General features: G+C 64.4%; 14 protein-coding genes. 3 read left to right on the top strand and 11 right to left on the bottom strand.

The annotated features are described in order from the left end of the window. The first annotated feature begins 74 nt into the window (after nucleotides 1–74). Nucleotides 75–857 (top strand): enoyl-CoA hydratase-related protein, encoded by a 783-nt coding sequence (locus tag ACT17R_RS06325; RefSeq protein ID WP_062901651.1) that lies wholly within the window; start codon nucleotides 75–77, stop codon nucleotides 855–857. A gap of 151 nt (nucleotides 858–1,008) precedes the next feature. Then, the gene (gene mmsB / locus ACT17R_RS06320; protein ID WP_062901652.1) at nucleotides 1,009–1,884 is read left to right on the top strand and encodes a 3-hydroxyisobutyrate dehydrogenase; all 876 of its coding nucleotides are present in this window, start codon (nucleotides 1,009–1,011) and stop codon (nucleotides 1,882–1,884) included. A gap of 426 nt (nucleotides 1,885–2,310) precedes the next feature. Here the strand turns inward: mmsB and ACT17R_RS06315 are convergent, their stop codons facing one another. The 11 genes from ACT17R_RS06315 to ACT17R_RS06265 all read right to left on the bottom strand — a co-directional run bounded on the left by ACT17R_RS06315 (nucleotide 2,311) and on the right by ACT17R_RS06265 (nucleotide 15,071). Then, nucleotides 2,311–2,547 (bottom strand): hypothetical protein, encoded by a 237-nt coding sequence (locus ACT17R_RS06315; RefSeq protein ID WP_062901653.1) that lies wholly within the window; start codon nucleotides 2,545–2,547, stop codon nucleotides 2,311–2,313. Nucleotides 2,548–2,688: 141 nt separating this feature from the next. After that, nucleotides 2,689–4,722 (bottom strand): 3-hydroxyacyl-CoA dehydrogenase NAD-binding domain-containing protein, encoded by a 2,034-nt coding sequence (locus ACT17R_RS06310; RefSeq protein WP_217372727.1) that lies wholly within the window; start codon nucleotides 4,720–4,722, stop codon nucleotides 2,689–2,691. Nucleotides 4,723–4,878: 156 nt separating this feature from the next. Continuing rightward, nucleotides 4,879–6,081 (bottom strand): serine hydrolase domain-containing protein, encoded by a 1,203-nt coding sequence (locus ACT17R_RS06305; protein ID WP_444809153.1) that lies wholly within the window; start codon nucleotides 6,079–6,081, stop codon nucleotides 4,879–4,881. 12 nt (nucleotides 6,082–6,093) lie between these two features. Then, nucleotides 6,094–6,897, bottom strand: coding sequence for an SDR family NAD(P)-dependent oxidoreductase (locus tag ACT17R_RS06300; protein ID WP_444809394.1), 804 nt, complete (start codon nucleotides 6,895–6,897; stop codon nucleotides 6,094–6,096). Beyond that, nucleotides 6,897–7,673 carry an SDR family NAD(P)-dependent oxidoreductase gene (locus ACT17R_RS06295; protein WP_003041355.1) on the bottom strand — a complete coding sequence of 259 codons (777 nt, stop codon included), beginning with the start codon at nucleotides 7,671–7,673 and terminating at the stop codon, nucleotides 6,897–6,899. Before ACT17R_RS06295 ends, ACT17R_RS06300 begins: the two co-directional genes overlap by 1 nt. Then, complete coding sequence (locus ACT17R_RS06290; protein ID WP_263587801.1) at nucleotides 7,670–8,743, bottom strand: phosphotransferase family protein; 1,074 nt, start codon at nucleotides 8,741–8,743, stop codon at nucleotides 7,670–7,672. Before ACT17R_RS06290 ends, ACT17R_RS06295 begins: the two co-directional genes overlap by 4 nt. Next, nucleotides 8,740–9,831, bottom strand: coding sequence for a Zn-dependent alcohol dehydrogenase (locus ACT17R_RS06285; protein WP_062903104.1), 1,092 nt, complete (start codon nucleotides 9,829–9,831; stop codon nucleotides 8,740–8,742). The genes ACT17R_RS06290 and ACT17R_RS06285 overlap by 4 nt, the downstream gene beginning before the upstream one ends. A 92-nt stretch (nucleotides 9,832–9,923) precedes the next feature. Beyond that, nucleotides 9,924–11,216, bottom strand: a complete 1,293-nt coding sequence (locus ACT17R_RS06280) for an acyl-CoA dehydrogenase family protein (RefSeq protein ID WP_444809152.1) — start codon at nucleotides 11,214–11,216, stop codon at nucleotides 9,924–9,926. Nucleotides 11,217–11,329: 113 nt separating this feature from the next. Continuing rightward, nucleotides 11,330–12,781: an MFS transporter gene (locus ACT17R_RS06275; protein WP_444809151.1), complete on the bottom strand. Its 1,452-nt coding sequence runs from the start codon at nucleotides 12,779–12,781 to the stop codon at nucleotides 11,330–11,332. Continuing rightward, complete coding sequence (locus ACT17R_RS06270) at nucleotides 12,778–14,217, bottom strand: MFS transporter (protein WP_444809150.1); 1,440 nt, start codon at nucleotides 14,215–14,217, stop codon at nucleotides 12,778–12,780. The genes ACT17R_RS06275 and ACT17R_RS06270 overlap by 4 nt, the downstream gene beginning before the upstream one ends. Further along, nucleotides 14,214–15,071, bottom strand: coding sequence for an SDR family NAD(P)-dependent oxidoreductase (locus ACT17R_RS06265; RefSeq protein WP_062766081.1), 858 nt, complete (start codon nucleotides 15,069–15,071; stop codon nucleotides 14,214–14,216). Before ACT17R_RS06265 ends, ACT17R_RS06270 begins: the two co-directional genes overlap by 4 nt. Before the next feature lie 172 nt (nucleotides 15,072–15,243). On the opposite strand from ACT17R_RS06265, the gene ACT17R_RS06260 reads away from it, so the two are divergent. Further along, nucleotides 15,244–16,425 carry an acyl-CoA dehydrogenase family protein gene (locus ACT17R_RS06260; RefSeq protein WP_444809149.1) on the top strand — a complete coding sequence of 394 codons (1,182 nt, stop codon included), beginning with the start codon at nucleotides 15,244–15,246 and terminating at the stop codon, nucleotides 16,423–16,425.

Genomic DNA, 16,425 nt, shown 5'->3' with positions numbered 1-16,425 from the left:
CCGTCACCCCGGCGAAGGCCGGGGTCTCACCGTTGAGATTCCGGCCTTCGCCGGAATGACGAAGGAGATACCGAATGACTTACGAAACCCTCCTCGTCGAACAGCGCGGCGCCGTCACGCTCGTCACGCTCAACCGCCCGCAGGCGCTCAATGCCCTGAACTCCGATGTGCTGAACGACCTTATCGCCGCATTCGCGGCTTTCGAGGCCGATGACAGCCAGCGCTGCGCCGTTCTTACCGGATCGGGCGACAAGGCGTTCGCCGCGGGCGCCGACATCAAGGAAATGGCCGACAAGCCCGCCGCCGATTTCTATCTCGAGGACTTCTTCTCGAAATGGACGAGCGACTTCGCGAAGAAGGTCAGGAAGCCGTGGATCGCCGCGGTCAACGGTTTTGCCTTGGGCGGTGGCTGCGAACTGGCGATGATGGCTGACTTCATCATCGCGTCGGAAAAAGCGAAATTCGGCCAGCCCGAAATCAAGCTCGGCGTCGCCCCCGGCATGGGCGGGTCGCAGCGGCTGACCCGCGCGGTGGGCAAGGCGAAGGCGATGGAAATGTGCCTCACCGGCCGGATGATGGACGCCGCCGAAGCCGAGCGTTCGGGCCTTGTTGCACGCGTGGTTGCGCATGAAACGCTCGTCGACGAAGCGGTGAAGACCGCGACCACGATTGCAGGCATGCCGCCGATGGCTGCGATGGTGAACAAGGATATGGTCAACGCGGCGTTCGAAACGACGCTCGACCAGGGCCTTCTCTACGAACGCCGCCTGTTCCAGATCCTCGCCGCGACCGAGGACAAGGTCGAAGGCATGGCCGCGTTCATCGAAAAACGCGAAGGCGTGTGGAAGGGGCGGTGATCGTCTCGAACATAATCCATCTTTTGAGTGAAAAGCTGTGTGCCCCCGCGAAGGCGGGGGCCCATCATCGGACGGCGCAATTCAAACTGCCGGATGATGGATCCCCGCCTTCGCGGGGACACACAAGTCATTGAGGTTTGTGGAGAGAAATATGAAAATCGCCTTTATCGGACTAGGCAACATGGGCGGCGGGATGGCCGCGAACCTTGCGAAGGCGGGCCACGACGTCCGCGCCTTCGACCTCAGCGAAGAGGCGCTGACGCGGGCGGTAGAAGCGGGCTGCACCCGCGCCGCATCGGCGGCCGAGGCGGTGACCGGCGCCGAGGCTGTCGTGACCATGCTCCCTGCGGGCAAGCATGTCGCGGGCGTTTATGACGCCGAGGTCTTTCCCAATGCCGCGCCCGGCACTCTGCTGCTCGATTGCTCGACGATCGACGTCGCAACCGCGCGCTCGAACATCGAAGCGGCGACGGCGAAGGGCCTCGTCGCGGTCGACGCGCCGGTTTCGGGCGGGATCGCCGCTGCGAATGCGGGCACGCTTACCTTCATGGTCGGCGGCACCGACGAAGGTTTCGCGCGCGCCGAACCGATCCTCGCGAAAATGGGCAAGGCGGTGATCCACGCCGGCGACGCGGGTGCGGGGCAGGGCGCGAAGATCTGCAACAACATGCTGCTCGGCGCCTCGATGATCGCGACGTGCGAAACGCTTGCGCTTGCGCAGAAGCTCGGGCTCGACCCGCAGAAATTCTTCGACATCGCCAGCGTGTCGTCGGGGCAATGCTGGTCGCTCACCAGCTATGCGCCGCTCCCGGGCGTCGGGCCGACGACTCCCGCCGACAATGATTACAAGGGCGGGTTCGCCGCGGCCCTGATGCTCAAGGATCTCCGCCTCGCGATGGAAGCGGCAGCGAGCGTCGAGGCTGAGGTCCCGATGGGGTCGAAGGCCCGCGAACTCTATGAAGCGTTCGTCGCCGCCGATGAAGGCGGACATGATTTTTCCGCGATCATCAAGACATTGCAGGATTGAGCCGCAACGCCGCCCGTGACCGTTTGGGGTCGATTCCGGTCATACGACCCAGATCGACGGCGAACGACGACTTTGGGGAGGGGAGCGGACGTTTCACGTTCGTGCAAGAATGGATTGCGACACGGAGGCTCAGTGCTGCGGACCGCTCAACAACAGGAGAGTCGCCCAAGCGACGATCAAGATAGTTAGCAGGCCCCACGTTGACAAAAGCCAGGCTTTAGAGCGCACATCTCTGGCGGTCTGCACAACTGCATACATAAGGACCGGCAAAAAGAATAATGCAGCCGAGCCGCCCATAAATGTCCCTCGAGGTTAAACCGATTTCATCGCCATGCGCGAGTTTGGCCGCGCGATGATCGACATTATGGACAAACAACCATGTCCGCAATCGGTCGATAACCGAACCCACCGCGGTCCGGCACCAGTTCAATAGAAATCCGCTGTCTCGCCGCCATTGAGCCTTTTGGTGCGATGCACTTGCGTGGGCGCTTTGCTGTCGCCGGAGCGCACTTCCAGTCGGCCGTTCACCCGCCGCACCTCGGCCGGGGCCACTATGCGCGCGCGGGCGACGCCCACGGCGCTTGCCTGCGGCGGCGGAGCTTGCGCTGCCGTCGGTGCGCCCGCAGCGACGAGCAGGGCGAGGGCAAAGGACATGGCGTTCATGCTCTGCCCTAACGGCCGATGCCGCCATGATCTTAACCCTGAATCGCCGCTGTTTTTACGGCCGGTCGCCGTGATTTTGACAAAAGAAGGGCCGCCTGACCCAAGCGGGGACAGGCTGCCCTTTCTTCGTTTCGCGCTGGTTTAGAAGCCCGCCTTCGCCGCGGCCTTCTCGGCGAGCAGCGGTGCCACCGTGAAGCCGTGCTTTTCCAGCGCCGCGGCGATCTTGTCGGTGCCTTCAAGGCCCGCCCAGAACATCGGACCGCCGCGATAGACCGGCCAGCCATAGCCGTAGATCCACACCACATCGATATCGCTCGCGCGCTGTGCCTTGCCTTCGGCGAGGATCAAGGCACCTTCGTTGACCATCGGATAGAGCGTGCGTTCGACGATTTCCTGATCGCTGATCTCGCGCTTCTGAATGCCCGCCTTCTGGCGGAACTCCTCGATGATCTCGGCAACGCGCGGGCTTTCCGACGGATTGCGCTTGTCGTCATAGTCATAGAAGCCCGCCTGCTTCTTCTGGCCCCAGCGGCCTTCGGCGCACAGCGCGTCGCGGATGCTTTCGATCCGGTTCGGGTCGCGGTGCCAGCCGATGTCGACGCCGGCAAGGTCGCTCATCTGGAACGGTCCCATCGGCATGCCGAAATCGACATGCACCTTGTCGACCTGCGCCGGGGTCGCGCCTTCGAGCAACAGCTTCTGTGCCTCGATCTGGCGCGGTGCGAGCATGCGGTTGCCGATGAAGCCGTGGCAGACGCCGGCGACGACGGCGACCTTGCCGATCTTCTTGCCGATCGCCATCGCGGTCGCCAGCACGTCGGGGGCGGTCTTGTCGCCGCGCACCACTTCGAGCAGCTTCATCACATTGGCGGGCGAGAAGAAGTGCATGCCGAGCACGTCGCCGGGGCGGCTCGTCGACGCTGCAATCTCGTTGACGTCGAGGTAGCTGGTGTTCGACGCCAGAATGGCGCCGGGCTTTGCGATCTTGTCGAGCTTGCCGAAGATGTCTTTCTTGACGTCCATATTCTCGTAGACCGCCTCGATGATGAGGTCGCAGTCGGCGAGCGCGTCGAGTTCGAGCGCGGGGGTGATGAGCCCCATCATCTGATCGACCTGTTCGGGCTTGAAGCGGCCCTTCGCGGCGCTGGCATCATAATTCTTGCGCACCACGCCCAGGCCGCGGTCGAGCGCTTCCTGCTGCATCTCGACGATGGTGCAGGGAAAGCCCTTTTGCAGGAAGTTCATCATGATGCCGCCGCCCATCGTGCCGGCGCCGATGATGCCGACCTTCTTGATGTCGCGCAGCTGCGTGTCCTTGGGCAGGCCGTCGATCTTTGCCGCCTGGCGTTCGGCGAAAAAGATGTGGCGCTGCGCCGCCGACTGGCTGCCCATCATCAGCTTCATGAATTCCTGGCGCTCGAAGGCGAGCCCTTCGTCGAAGGGCAGGCGCGTCGCCGCCTCGACGCAGGCGAGGTTCGCGTAAGGCGCCTCGAAACCGCGCCAGCGCTTCGCGTTCGCGGTCTTCAGCTTTTCGATGACGCCGACGTCGCCGAACACGGCGCGTTCGCGGGTCGGGCGCGGGCCGTCGGCGATCTTGGCGCGGGCGAAGGCGATTGCGTCGGCGGCAAGGCTGTCCTCACCCGCCAGCGCATCGACGAGGCCCATCTCCTTCGCGCGTGGCGCGGGGACGGGGTCGCCGAGCGAGGTCATCGTCGCGGCGGCTTCGACCCCGACGACGCGCGGCAGGCGCTGCGTGCCGCCCGCGCCGGGCAGCAGCCCCAGCTTCACCTCGGGCACGCCGAGCTTCGCCGACGGGACCGCGACGCGATAATGACAGACGAGCGCAGTTTCGAGGCCGCCGCCGAGCGCCGTGCCGTGGATGGCAGCGACGACCGGCTTGGTCGCGGCTTCGATCATGTTGAGCACGGCGTTGAAATCGGGACCGCGCGGCGGCTTGCCGAATTCGCTGATGTCGGCGCCGGCGATGAAGGTTGCGCCATCGCAGCGCAGCACGATCGCCTTGACGCCGTCATCGGCGAGCGCGGCTTCGAAATTATCCTTCAACCCCTGACGGACATGCCACGACAGGGCGTTGACCGGGGGGTTGTTGACGATGACGACGGCGATCTCGCCATCCTTCTGCATCGTGACGGATACGGGGGTTTCATCGGACATGGGAAAGCTCCTCTCAATCTAAAGCCTGTCAGAAAAGCCTTGTGCCCCCGCGAAGGCGGGGGTCCATCACCGGACGGCACGATCTGGCACCGGCAGGAGATGGGTCCCCGCCTTCGCGGGGATACAGGCCCTTTTTATTCGAACATATACATCATTTCAGTCGTCGATCGCGGCGTGGACGAGCGTCTTGACCTCGCGCCGCACGGGATAGGTGGACGAGGGCATGAGCTGGGTCATGAACACCATGCAGATTTCTTCGACCGGATCGACGAAGAAGCCGGTCGAAAACATGCCGCCCCAATAAAAATCCCCCGCCGAGCCGGGGATGCCCGCCGCCGCCGGGTCGAGCGTGACCGCGAAGCCGAGCCCGAAGCCGACCCCGGCATTTTCGTCCTCGGAAAAGATGCCGACGCTATGCTGCGTCAGGTCGCCGCCGCCGACCAGGTGGTTCGCGGTCATCAGGGCGAGCGTCTTGCGGCTGATGATTCGCGTGCCGTCCAGCTTGCCGCCGCCGAGCAGCATCAGACAGAAACGGTGATAATCGGCCAGCGTCGAGACGAGCCCGCCGCCGCCCGAATGAAAGCTGCGGTCCTTTGCCCAGCGGCTGCGGTCGCCGCTGTCGAAGCCCTTCATCTTCTCCTTCGGGTCGAAGGCGTAGCAGTCGGTCAGCCGATGCTGTGTGTCCGCAGGCACCTTGAACCCGGTATCGACCATGCCGAGGGGGCCGAAGATGCGCTCCTGCAGCACCTGGGCAAAGGGCTTGCCCTCGATCCGCTCGATCACCGCGCCAAGGACGTCGGTCGCCATCGAATAATTCCAGTGCGCGCCGGGATCGAACTGCAGCGGGATTTTCGCGAGCCCCGCGATGAAGCTGTCCATCGTATAATCGGCGTCGAAATCGTCGATCTTGGTCTTGCGATAGGCGGCGTCGACCGGCGTACGCTCCTGAAAGCTGTAGGTGAGGCCGGCGGTATGGCGCAGCAGGTCGACCATCAGGATCGGGCGCACCGGCGGCCGGGTCAGGAAGGGCACATTGCCGCCGCCCGCAACGAAGACGCCGGTGTCCTTGAACTCGGGGCAGAACTTTACCAGCGGATCGGACAACGCGACCTTGCCCTCCTCGACCAGCATCATGAAGGCGGTGCTGGTGATCGGCTTGGTCATGCTGGCGATGCGGAAGATCGCATCCTCTTTCAGCGCCTCGCCCGGACGCGCCTCGCCGATGCACGACAGATGCGCGATCTCGCCGCGCCGCGACACCATCGTCGCCGCATGCGGCAGGCGGCCGGCGGCGACATATTTCGCGCCGAGAAAGGCTGGAATGCGGTCTAGCCGCGCGGTATCGAATCCGTGACCCATGGGGCGTCGTCCTTAGTGCGATGTCTGGCCGAGAAGCTGGCGCGTCACCGGGTGCGAGCTGGTGAGGCCCCCGTCAACCGCAATCGCCTGTCCGTTGACGTAGCTTGCCTGGTCGCTGAGCAGGAAGAGCGCGACATTGGCGAGCTCCTCGGGCTGGCCGGCGCGCTTTAGCGGGTTGAGCTGGCCGATCTTGTGCGTGACGCCCTTCTCCTTTGCATAGTCGAAGGTCGGTTTGGTCATCCCGGTTTCGGTGAGGCCGGGGCAGATCGCGTTGACGCGCACATTGGCCGACGTCATCTGCTGCGCCGCGGTCTTGGCAAGGTTGATGACCCCCGCCTTCGACGCCGAATAGGCGGCCGGGCCGGCGCCCGAATTGATCCCCGCGACACTCGCGGTCAGCAGGATCGCGCCGCCGCGGCCCTGATCGACCATCGCCTTGCCCGCATGCTTCACCATCAGCGCCGGGCCGATCAGATTGACGCGCAGCGTTTCGGCCCAGGCCTCGGGCGAGATGTCGAAGATGCCGCCCATGTCGCCGATGATCCCGGCGTTGGCGAAGGCGATGTCGACCCCACCGTAATTTTCCTGTGCGGTCGCGACCAGCCGCGCAACATCGGCTTCGACACCGGCATCGACTTCCAGCGCGACGACGGTGCCGCCTGCGTCCTTCACTTCCTGCGCCGTGTCATGCACCGCCGCGCTCTTGTCGCCGATGACGAGTTTCGCGCCTTCGGCGGCGAAGCGCAGCGCGCTTGCCCGGCCGATGCCGCTGCCCGCGCCGGTAATGATCGCAATCTTGCCGTCCAATGCGCCCATCATGCGCCTCCCGATATCGTGGCTCCGCCATCGCAGACGATGGTCTGGCCGGTTGTGAATGCCCCCGCCTTGCTGGCAAGAAAGACCGCCGCGCCGGCGATCTCGTGCGGTTCGCCGATGCGCTTCAGCGTCGAAGCCGCGGTGGAACGCCGAAGATTCTCTTCATTTTCCCACAGCGCGCGCGCCATGTCGGTGCGGATCAGGCCGGGCGCGATGCAATTGACGCGGACGCCCTTGGGGCCGAACTCGACCGAGAAATTGCGCGCCACCTGCATGTCCGCCGCCTTGGAAATTCCGTAGGCCCCGATGATCGGCGATCCCTTGAGCCCGCCGATCGAACTGATGATCGTGATCGATCCTTCGCCGCGTTCGAGCATTTCGGGTGCGACCATCGAAATCAGCCAGTGGTTGGACAGGATATTATTGTCCATGATCTTGCGGAACTGGTCGTCGCTGATGCCGAGGCCAGGACCATAATAGGGGTTCGATGCCGCGTTGCAGACGAGCGCGGTGATCTTGCCGAAGGCGGCGCGTGTCGCGTCGACGAGATGCTGCAGATCCTCCTTCGACGAGATGTTCGCGGCAACCGCAATCGCGGTGCCTTCGCCAAAGCGCGCGTTGATCGCCGCCGCGGTCTGATCGCAGGCATCCTGCTTGCGGCTCGAGATGACGACCTTGGCGCCCTGTTCGGCCATCGCTTCGGCGGTCGCCTTGCCGATGCCGCGCGACGATCCGGTGATCAGCGCGACCTGTCCGGTCATGTCGAACAGGCTCATGCGCCGGCCTGCTGCGCGAAGTGCCACGCCTTTTGCGCCAGCGGCAGGACGCGTTCGGACATCGCCTTGGCATGGGCCGACGATGCGGTGCCGTCGATGACCCGCTTCTTGATCCCCTGCATGATGCCGGCGAGGCGGAAGAAATTATAGGCGAAATACCAGTTCATGTCGGGAACGCTGTCGCGCCCGGTCGCGGCGCAATAGCGATCGACCACCTCGTCGAGCTCCGGAATGCCGAGCGCCGCGCGGTCGAGGTCCATCACCCCCGAACGGCCGCCGTTTTCGGTCACCCACGCCATTGCGACATAGGTGAAATCGGCGAGCGGATCGCCGAGTGTCGACAATTCCCAGTCGAGCACCGCCAGCACCTCGGGCCGGTCCTTGGCCCAGATCATATTGTCGATCCGGTAATCGCCGTGGACGACGCTGGTGCGCGTCTGTTCGGGCAAGGTCGCGGGCAGCCATTCGATCAGCCGCTCCATCTCGTCCATCGTCTCGGTCTCGGACAGCCGGTACTGCTTGGTCCAGCGATCGACCTGGCGCCCGAAATAATTGCCCGGCTTGCCGAAGTCCGAAAGCCCGGCGGCTTCGACATCGACACTGTGCAGCGCCGCGAGCGCGTCGATCATCGCGAAATAGGTCGCGCGGCGGTTTTCGGGGGTCGACCCCGGCATCGATCCGTCCCAGATGGTATGGCCGTCGACCATCCCCATCACATAGAACCAGCTGCCGACCACGCTGTCATCGGTACACAGCCCATATTGGCGCGCGACCGGATAGCCCATCTTATGGAGGCCAGCCTGCACCTTATATTCGCGGTCGACGGCGTGCGCCGACGGGAGCAGCGGGCCGAAAGGTTTGCGCCGCAGCACATAATTGCCCGACGGCGCTGATATCTTGTAGGTCGGGTTCGACTGGCCGCCGGCAAATTTGCTCTGCGTCAGCGGGCCTTCAAACCCTTCGACATTGGCTTCCATCCAGGCGGTCAGCTTCGCCTCGTCGAGGACGTCGGCCCCCTCGGGCGCGACGGTGCCGCTGAAGGCCTTTTGCGCGTCGATTGTTTCCGTCATTGGCCGAACACGATCACCGACCGCGCGGCATCGCCCTTTCGCATCTTGTCGAAGCCTTCGTTGACCCGGTCGAGCGGGATCGTCTCGGCAACGATGCTGTCGAGATCGAGCAGGCCGCGCAGGTAGAAATCGACGAGCCGCGGAATGTCGACGGGGAAGCGGTTGCCGCCCATGATCGCGCCCTGCAGCTTCTTGCCCGAAAGCAGGTCCATTGCGCCCAGCCCGACCTTTTCGGACAGCGGCATCATGCCCAGGATCGTCGCGGTGCCGCCGCGGCGCAGCGAGGCGACGGCGAGGCTGGCCGAGGCAGGACGCCCGACCGCTTCGACCGCATGGTCGACGCCGCCCTTGGTCATTTCGACGATCTGTTTGGCGGCATCGTCGGCGAGCGCGTCGACGACATCGGTTGCGCCGAGCTTCATCGCCAGTTCGCGCTTTTCGGGAACCGGGTCGGCGGCGATGATGCGCCCCGCGCCCGCGATCTTGGCGGCGTTGATCGTCGCGAGCCCGACGCCGCCGCAACCGACGACCGCGACCGTTTCGCCCGGCGTCACCTTGCACGCGTTGAAGATGGTGCCCGCGCCGGTCGTGACCGCGCAGCCGATCACCGCCGCCCGGTCGAGCGGCATTTCGGGATCGATCGCGACGCACGCATGTTCGTGGACCAGCATCACCTCCGAAAAGGCGCTGAGGTTGAGCATTTGGTTGACCGGCGATCCGTCGGGGCGCGTGATGCGCGGCGCCGATCCGACCGGCCGGCGCGTCTCGCCGCCAAGGCACAGCGACATGCGCCCGGTAACGCAGAACTCGCAATGGCCGCAAAAGGCGCTGAGGCAGGTGACGACCGCATCGCCCGGCTTCACCGTGCGGACTTCGCTGCCCACCGCCTCGACGATCCCGGCGGCTTCATGGCCGGGGATGGCGGGCAGGGGGTGCGGATAGGCGCCGTCGATGAAGTGCAGGTCCGAATGGCAAAGCCCGCAGGCGGCGGTGCGGATGCGCACCTCGTGCGGGCCGGGCTTGTCGACGACGACCTCCTCGATGACGAGGGGCTTGCCGGGTTCGATCAGGACGGCGGCTTTGGTCAATGTATCTTCTCCGTTCGGTTCGAGCGACATCGAGAACCGGTTGTGGCCGTTCGTGTCTCGACTTCGCGCGACACGAACGGACGTGGGACGGTTTAACGCGTAACGCCGATGTCGCCCGACGAGAAACGATCGTCCTGCGCGGCGGGCGAATGTTTCGCCAGCTCGATGCGCGCGATGGCGCGGGCGTGGACTTCGTCGGGACCGTCGGCGATGCGCAGCGTGCGCTGGCCGGCATACATTTTGGCGAGGCCGAAATCTTCGCTGACGCCGCCGCCGCCATGCGCCTGGATCGCATCGTCGATGATCTGCAGCGCCATGTTCGGCGCCTGCACCTTGATCATCGCGATCTCGGCCGCGGCCGACTTGTTGCCGACCTTGTCCATCATGTCGGCGGCCTTCAGGCACAGGAGGCGCGTCATTTCGATGTCGATGCGCGCGCGCGCGATGCGCTGTTCCCAGATGCTGTGTTCGGCCACCGTCTTGCCGAAGGCGACGCGCGACTGGAGCCGCTTGCACATCCGTTCGAGCGCTTCTTCGGCGACGCCGATCGTCCGCATGCAATGGTGGATACGCCCCGGCCCGAGGCGGCCCTGCGCAATCTCGAAGCCGCGGCCTTCGCCGAGCAGCATCGCGTCCTCGGCCTTGACGCGAACGTCCTTGAGCTCGATTTCCATATGGCCGTGCGGCGCATCGTCATAGCCGAAGACGGGCAGGTGGCGCAGGATATTGATGCCCGTCGCGTCCATCGGGACCGCCAGCATCGACTGCTGCGCGTGGCGCTTGGCGCCGAAATCGGTCTTGCCCATGACGATCGCGACCTTGCAGCGCGGATCGCCCGCGCCCGACGACCACCATTTGACGCCGTTGATGACATAGTCGTCGCCGTCGCGTTCGATCCGCGTTTCGATGTTCGTCGCATCGGACGAGGCGACCGCGGGTTCGGTCATCAGAAAGGCCGATCGAATCTCGCCATTCATCAGCGGGGCGAGCCATCTGTCCTTCTGCGCGCGGGTGCCATAGCGATGGAAGACTTCCATATTGCCCGTGTCGGGCGCCGAGCAGTTGAACACCTCGCTCGCAAAGCCGACGCGGCCCATTTCCTCGGCGCACAGCGCATATTCGAGGTTGGTGAGCCCCGGACCTTCGAATTCGAACGTCTCGTCGACATGATGGTGCGCGCTGCTGCGCGGCGGCATGAACAGGTTCCAGATGCCGGCGGCCTTCGCCTCGGCCTTCAGATCCTCGACGACCTGGATGACTTTCCAGCGATCGCCGCTCGCATCCTGCTGTTTGTAGGTCGCAACGGCGGGGCGGATCTTGCGGTCGATGAACTCGCGCACCCGGTCGCGCCAGTGCACCTGCCGGTCGGTGAAGTCGAAATCCATCACTGCATCCTTTCCCTTTACGTTCACGTAAGCCTTTGGACCGATTCGCCCCCCTTTGCCAAGACCCGCGGCGCAGAAAATTGCCCCGGCATCGCTGCCTGCGCAATCTTCCGTTACGGCCGCGGCCCCTGGCTATCGGCCGCCGCGCCGCCCGTCGAGGCGAGGGCGGCGAGCCGTGCCTCGTGGCTGGCCCGGTCGATCGGATACCGCCGCAGGCCAATGGCCGCCATGACCGAAATCAAAATCATCAATCCGGCGAAAATCCACGCCATTGCCGCGGCAGTGCTGGCCGGCCAGTCCTCGGGCCGCACTTGATCGCTCAACCCTGCAAAGGCGACAAGCTGGCCGACGAGAAAGATGCCGAGCGCCTGCCCGAATTTCTGGACCATCAGATAGCCGGCGAAGAAGACGCCCTCGATCCGCGTGCCATGATCGACCTCATGCGCTTCCACGATTTCGGCAACCATCGACGAGGTGGAAATGGTTGCCACCACCAACCCGAACAGCGACAGGGTCTGCAACGACAGCAAAAGCATCACCGAAGGCCATCCGCCCAGATCGGGCCACCAGCCCAGATTGCGTGCGGCATAGGGCAGGAAGGCGATCACGCCACTCGCGAGCGCGGCACCGATCGCGCTGTCGCGCTTGCCAAAGCGGCGGTGCGCATGGCCGACCGCCGCGAAAGCGCCGAAGACCGCGACGGCGAGCCCGACAGGATAGAAACGCAGCTGTGCATCGCTGAGTTGCCAGACATAGAGCATCATATAATTGGTCGACGCGATCGTCGTCGCATAGGCGCCCGTGACGAACAGCGCGCCGGACGCCAGGGCAAGAAATGCCGGGTTGCGAAAGGCAAGCAGGATGTCGGCGAGCATCGAATGGCCGTGCGGCCTGCGCGGCGGAGGCGGCAGCGACAGGATGCGGCGTTGCTGACCGAATGCCGACGCCAGCGTCGTCAGCAAGATCATGGCGGCGCCGAACAGACCGTAGGCGGTATAGCCGGATGTCTCGAGCAAGCCGCTGCGCGCGGGATCGTCGGAGACCAGAAAGACATTATAGGCAAGCGCCACGGCAAGGAGGCCGCCCAGCCAGCCGAACAGAAAGCGATAGCGCATCAGCGCGGTGCGCTCGTCATAATCGCGCGTCAGTTCGGCGACGAGCGAGATCGACGGAATTTCGCACGCCGACACCAATATCCGCACGGCCACGACATTGAGGAACAGGCCCAACGTCGAATGTTTTGCGATATCGGGCGACACCCACAGCAGCGTCCACACGATTGCCATCGGCAGAGCGGCGGCGTAAAGCCAGGGCAGCCTCCTCCCAAGCCGGGTTCGCGTAGCATCCGACAGCCGACCGATCATCGGATCGACGATAGCATCGACAAGCATCGCGCCGATCAACACGAGCGACACGACGCGCGGATCGAAACCGAGTACCTGGTTGTAATAGATCATGAAGAAGGTGGTGAGCCCCGACTCCTTGATTCCGAGCGTTACGGCACCCACGCCATGCGCCACCTTGATGCGCGTCGGCAGCGCGCCCGGGAGAATATTGGCGCTCATTGCAGCCCGATCGTTTCGGATGCGGACAGCGCGGCGACGCGGGCTTCGTGGTCGGCGCGGTTGATCGGGAAGCGCGCGAAGATCCACGTCGACAGGATTGTCGCGACGATCACGATCAGGCTGTAGCTGACGACCAGCCGGTCGACCACTTGCGGTGCAACCTCGCCGGGAACGGCTTTCGCCGGCAGGCCCGACAGGCTGATCAGCAGGCCGGTGAGGCCGATCCCTACGGCGGTGGCGCATTTCTGGACGAACATCCAGCCGGCGGCGAACACGCCTTCGGTGCGGCGTCCGGTTTCGACCTGCGAGGCTTCGACGACGTCGGCGAGCATCGACTGTGCGGAGATCATCACCATCACCGCGTTGACGTTGGAAACGAGGATGAAGCCCATCAGCAGATTGCTCGAAAAGGCGGAGCCGGTTCCCGGCCAATGGCCCGAAAGGAACAGGCCGAATGGCGCCACCCAGAACGTCGTGCTGATGATCCCGCAGATCACCGCGACGCGCTTCTTGCCGAACCGGTGGTGGAGTGGCTGCACAAACACGAAGGACAGCAGGACGCTGACCATCAGCAGCCATGGCAGCGCCGCGAAGGCGCCATCGGAAAAGCGCCAGACATAAAGATAAAGGAAGTTCGAGATGGTGAAGGTCATCTGCGTGCTCGAAATCGCGATCAGCGAGGCGCCGAGCAGGATCAGCGCCGCCGGGTGGCGCAGCGATTCCCAAATCTCGGCAAAGGCGCGCCGGGGCGTTCCGGGTTCGGGCTTCGTCGCGGGCAGATGCGCTATGCGCCGATGCTGGCCGAGCGCCGAGATGAAAACCGTCACCGCCATGATGATCGCCCCGCACAGGCCGTAGAGCCAGTAGCCCGCAGGATTGAGCTGCCCGAACTTGTGCGTCGCGTCGGGCCGCAGGAAGACGGTGTTGGCGAGGAAGAAGACGAGCAGCCCGCCGCCCCAGGCGAAGAGGAAGCGGAAGCGGACCAGCGCGGTGCGCTCGTCATAATCGCTTGTCAGTTCGGCGACGAGCGATTGCGACGGCACTTCGCAGCACGATACCAGCGTGCGCACCAACACCGCGACGACCACCAGATAGGCAAAGATGTGCGTATGATCGTCGGGCGGCGACCACAGCAGCATCCATGCGAGCCCGAGCGGCAGCGGCGCGAGATAGAGCCACGGATGGCGGCGGCCCCAGCGCGTATAGGTGCGGTCCGAAAAATAGCCGATCAGCGGATCGACGAAGGCATCGGCGAGCAGCGCGAACATCAGCGCCAGCGAAACAAGGCTCGCATCGAGCCCGACCACCTGGCTGTAAAAGATCAGGAGGAAGGTCGAAAAGCCGTTGTCCTTGACCCCATAGGCAACGCTGCCGAGGCCGTGGAATAATTTGAGCCCGAGCGGCAGGCGCGCCTGCGCCGGGGTCTCGGCGGTCACGCCGCGGCTCCGGCCTTGGCCGCATCCTCCATGGCTATCAGGGCGTCGAACAGGCCGGGCGCTTCGGGATCCCAGGCGTGGCGCTGGCCGATCGTCAGACCGCCGTCGACCAGCATATGCGTGCCGGTCATGAAGCTCGCCTCCTCGCTCGCCAGATAGGCGACGGCATTGGCGATGTCGTCGGGTTGTCCGCCGCGCGCGACCGGCTGCGCATGCGCACTCATTTCGGCGATCACCGCCTTGGCCGCATCCTTGCTTTCGTCGGGCACCTCGAGCGAGGTGGTGAAGATATTGGTGTTGATGAAGCCGGGGCAGATCGCGTTCACGCGGATGCCATATTGGGCAAGATCGGTCGCCGCGACCTTGGTCAGATGCAGCACGCCCGCCTTGGCGACGGCATAGGCGGTCGGCGAATAGCCAGCGCCGAGCGCCGCGACGCTCGCAGTGTTGACGATCGCGGCGCCTTTGCGGCCCTTCATATGAGGCGCAGCATAGCGGATGCCCATCGCGACCGATTTGAGGACGAGGTTCATCGTCCAGTCCCATCCGTCGGGCGTGATTTCGTCGATCGGGGCGCGGTCGCCGCCTGCGGCAGCATTGTTGAACACGATGTCGATGCCGCCGCCGCGCTTCGCGGCTTCGTCCATCAGCGCTTCGATGTCCGACGCGACGGTGACGTCGCACCGGATGAATTCGATCCGGCCGTTCGACGCCGCGGCAAGAGCCTGACCGCCCGCCTCGTCGATGTCGGCGGCGAAAACATGGGCGCCTTCGCCCGCGAGTTTCAGAACGGCCGCCTTGCCAATACCCGATGCTGCGCCGGTGACGACGGCGACCTTGCCTGCGAATCGCATTTCCTGCTCTCCCGTTTTCTTTTGCCACTTAGCTTAGGCGCATGGGAGGGCGCGTCAACGGCCCGCAATCGGACGCTACGGCGCCGTAACGGCAGCGCGGCACAGCCAAGTTGACGCTTGCGTAAACCGGGCGACTCCCCTTAGTTTGCGCGCCAGAAGAGGAGCCCGAAAGATGAGCGATCAGGACGCTTTTCGCGCCGAAGTGCGCGCCTGGCTGGAAGCCAATTGTCCCCCCGAAATGCGCGAACCCGTCCGCGACGAAGGCGATGTGTGCTGGGGCGGCCGCAAATGGGTTTTCAAGAATGACGCCCAGAAACAATGGCTCGAAGCCTGCGCCGCAAAGGGCTACACCGTTCCCGATTGGCCGAAGGAATATGGCGGCGCCGGGCTGACCCCCGAACAGACCAAGATCCTGAAACAGGAAATGAAGCGGATCAACGCGCGCTCGCCGCTCGACAGCTTCGGCATCTGGATGCTCGGCCCCGCGCTGCTCAAATTCGGTACCGAAGAGCAGAAGGTCCATTATCTGAACCAGATCGCGCGCGGCGAAATCCGCTGGTGCCAGGGCTATTCGGAACCCGGCTCGGGCAGCGACCTCGTCTCCCTGCAGACCTTCGGCGAGGACAAGGGCGATCACTGGGTCGTCAACGGATCGAAGATCTGGACCAGCTATGCCGACAAGGCCGACTGGATCTTCTGCCTCGTCCGCACCGACAAGGCGAACAAATATCAGGGCATCACCTTCATGCTCTTCGACATGGAGAGCAAGGGCGTCACGACCAAGCCGATCCTGCTGATTTCGGGCAATTCGCCCTTCTGCGAAACCTTCTTCGACGATGTCGAAGTGCCCAAGACGCAGTTCGTCGGCGAGATCAACCGGGGCTGGGACGTCGCCAAATATCTCCTCGGCCACGAACGCGAGATGATTTCGGGCGGCGGTGCGGGCGGCGACATGGTCAGCATCGGCGGCGCCTTTGCCAAGGCGATCGGCAAGAACGACCATGGCGAACTCGACGATCCGATCCTGCGCGCCGAAATGGCGGCGTTCGACGTCGATGTCTTTGCCTATCGCGCGATGGGCGAACGCTTCATGGACATGTGGAAGACCGGCCGCGCGCACCCCGCCTCGCCGAACATGATGAAATATGTCGGGACCGAGCTCAACAAGCGCCGCCACGAACTCGTCATGTCGGGCGGTGGCAGCGAAGCGCTCGAATGGGACAGCCCCGAAACAAAGGGTGGCGCCCGCCCGCGCGCGTGGCTGCGCACCAAGGCCAATTCGATCGAAGGCGGCACGAGCGAAGTGATGCTCAACGTCATCGCCAAGCGTATCCTCGATTTGCCCGGAGCCTGA

It is taken from the genome of Sphingopyxis sp. Q841 (assembly GCF_052384365.1).
GTDB lineage: Bacteria > Pseudomonadota > Alphaproteobacteria > Sphingomonadales > Sphingomonadaceae > Sphingopyxis > Sphingopyxis terrae_A.
This window is presented reverse-complemented; position numbering and strand designations above follow the sequence as displayed.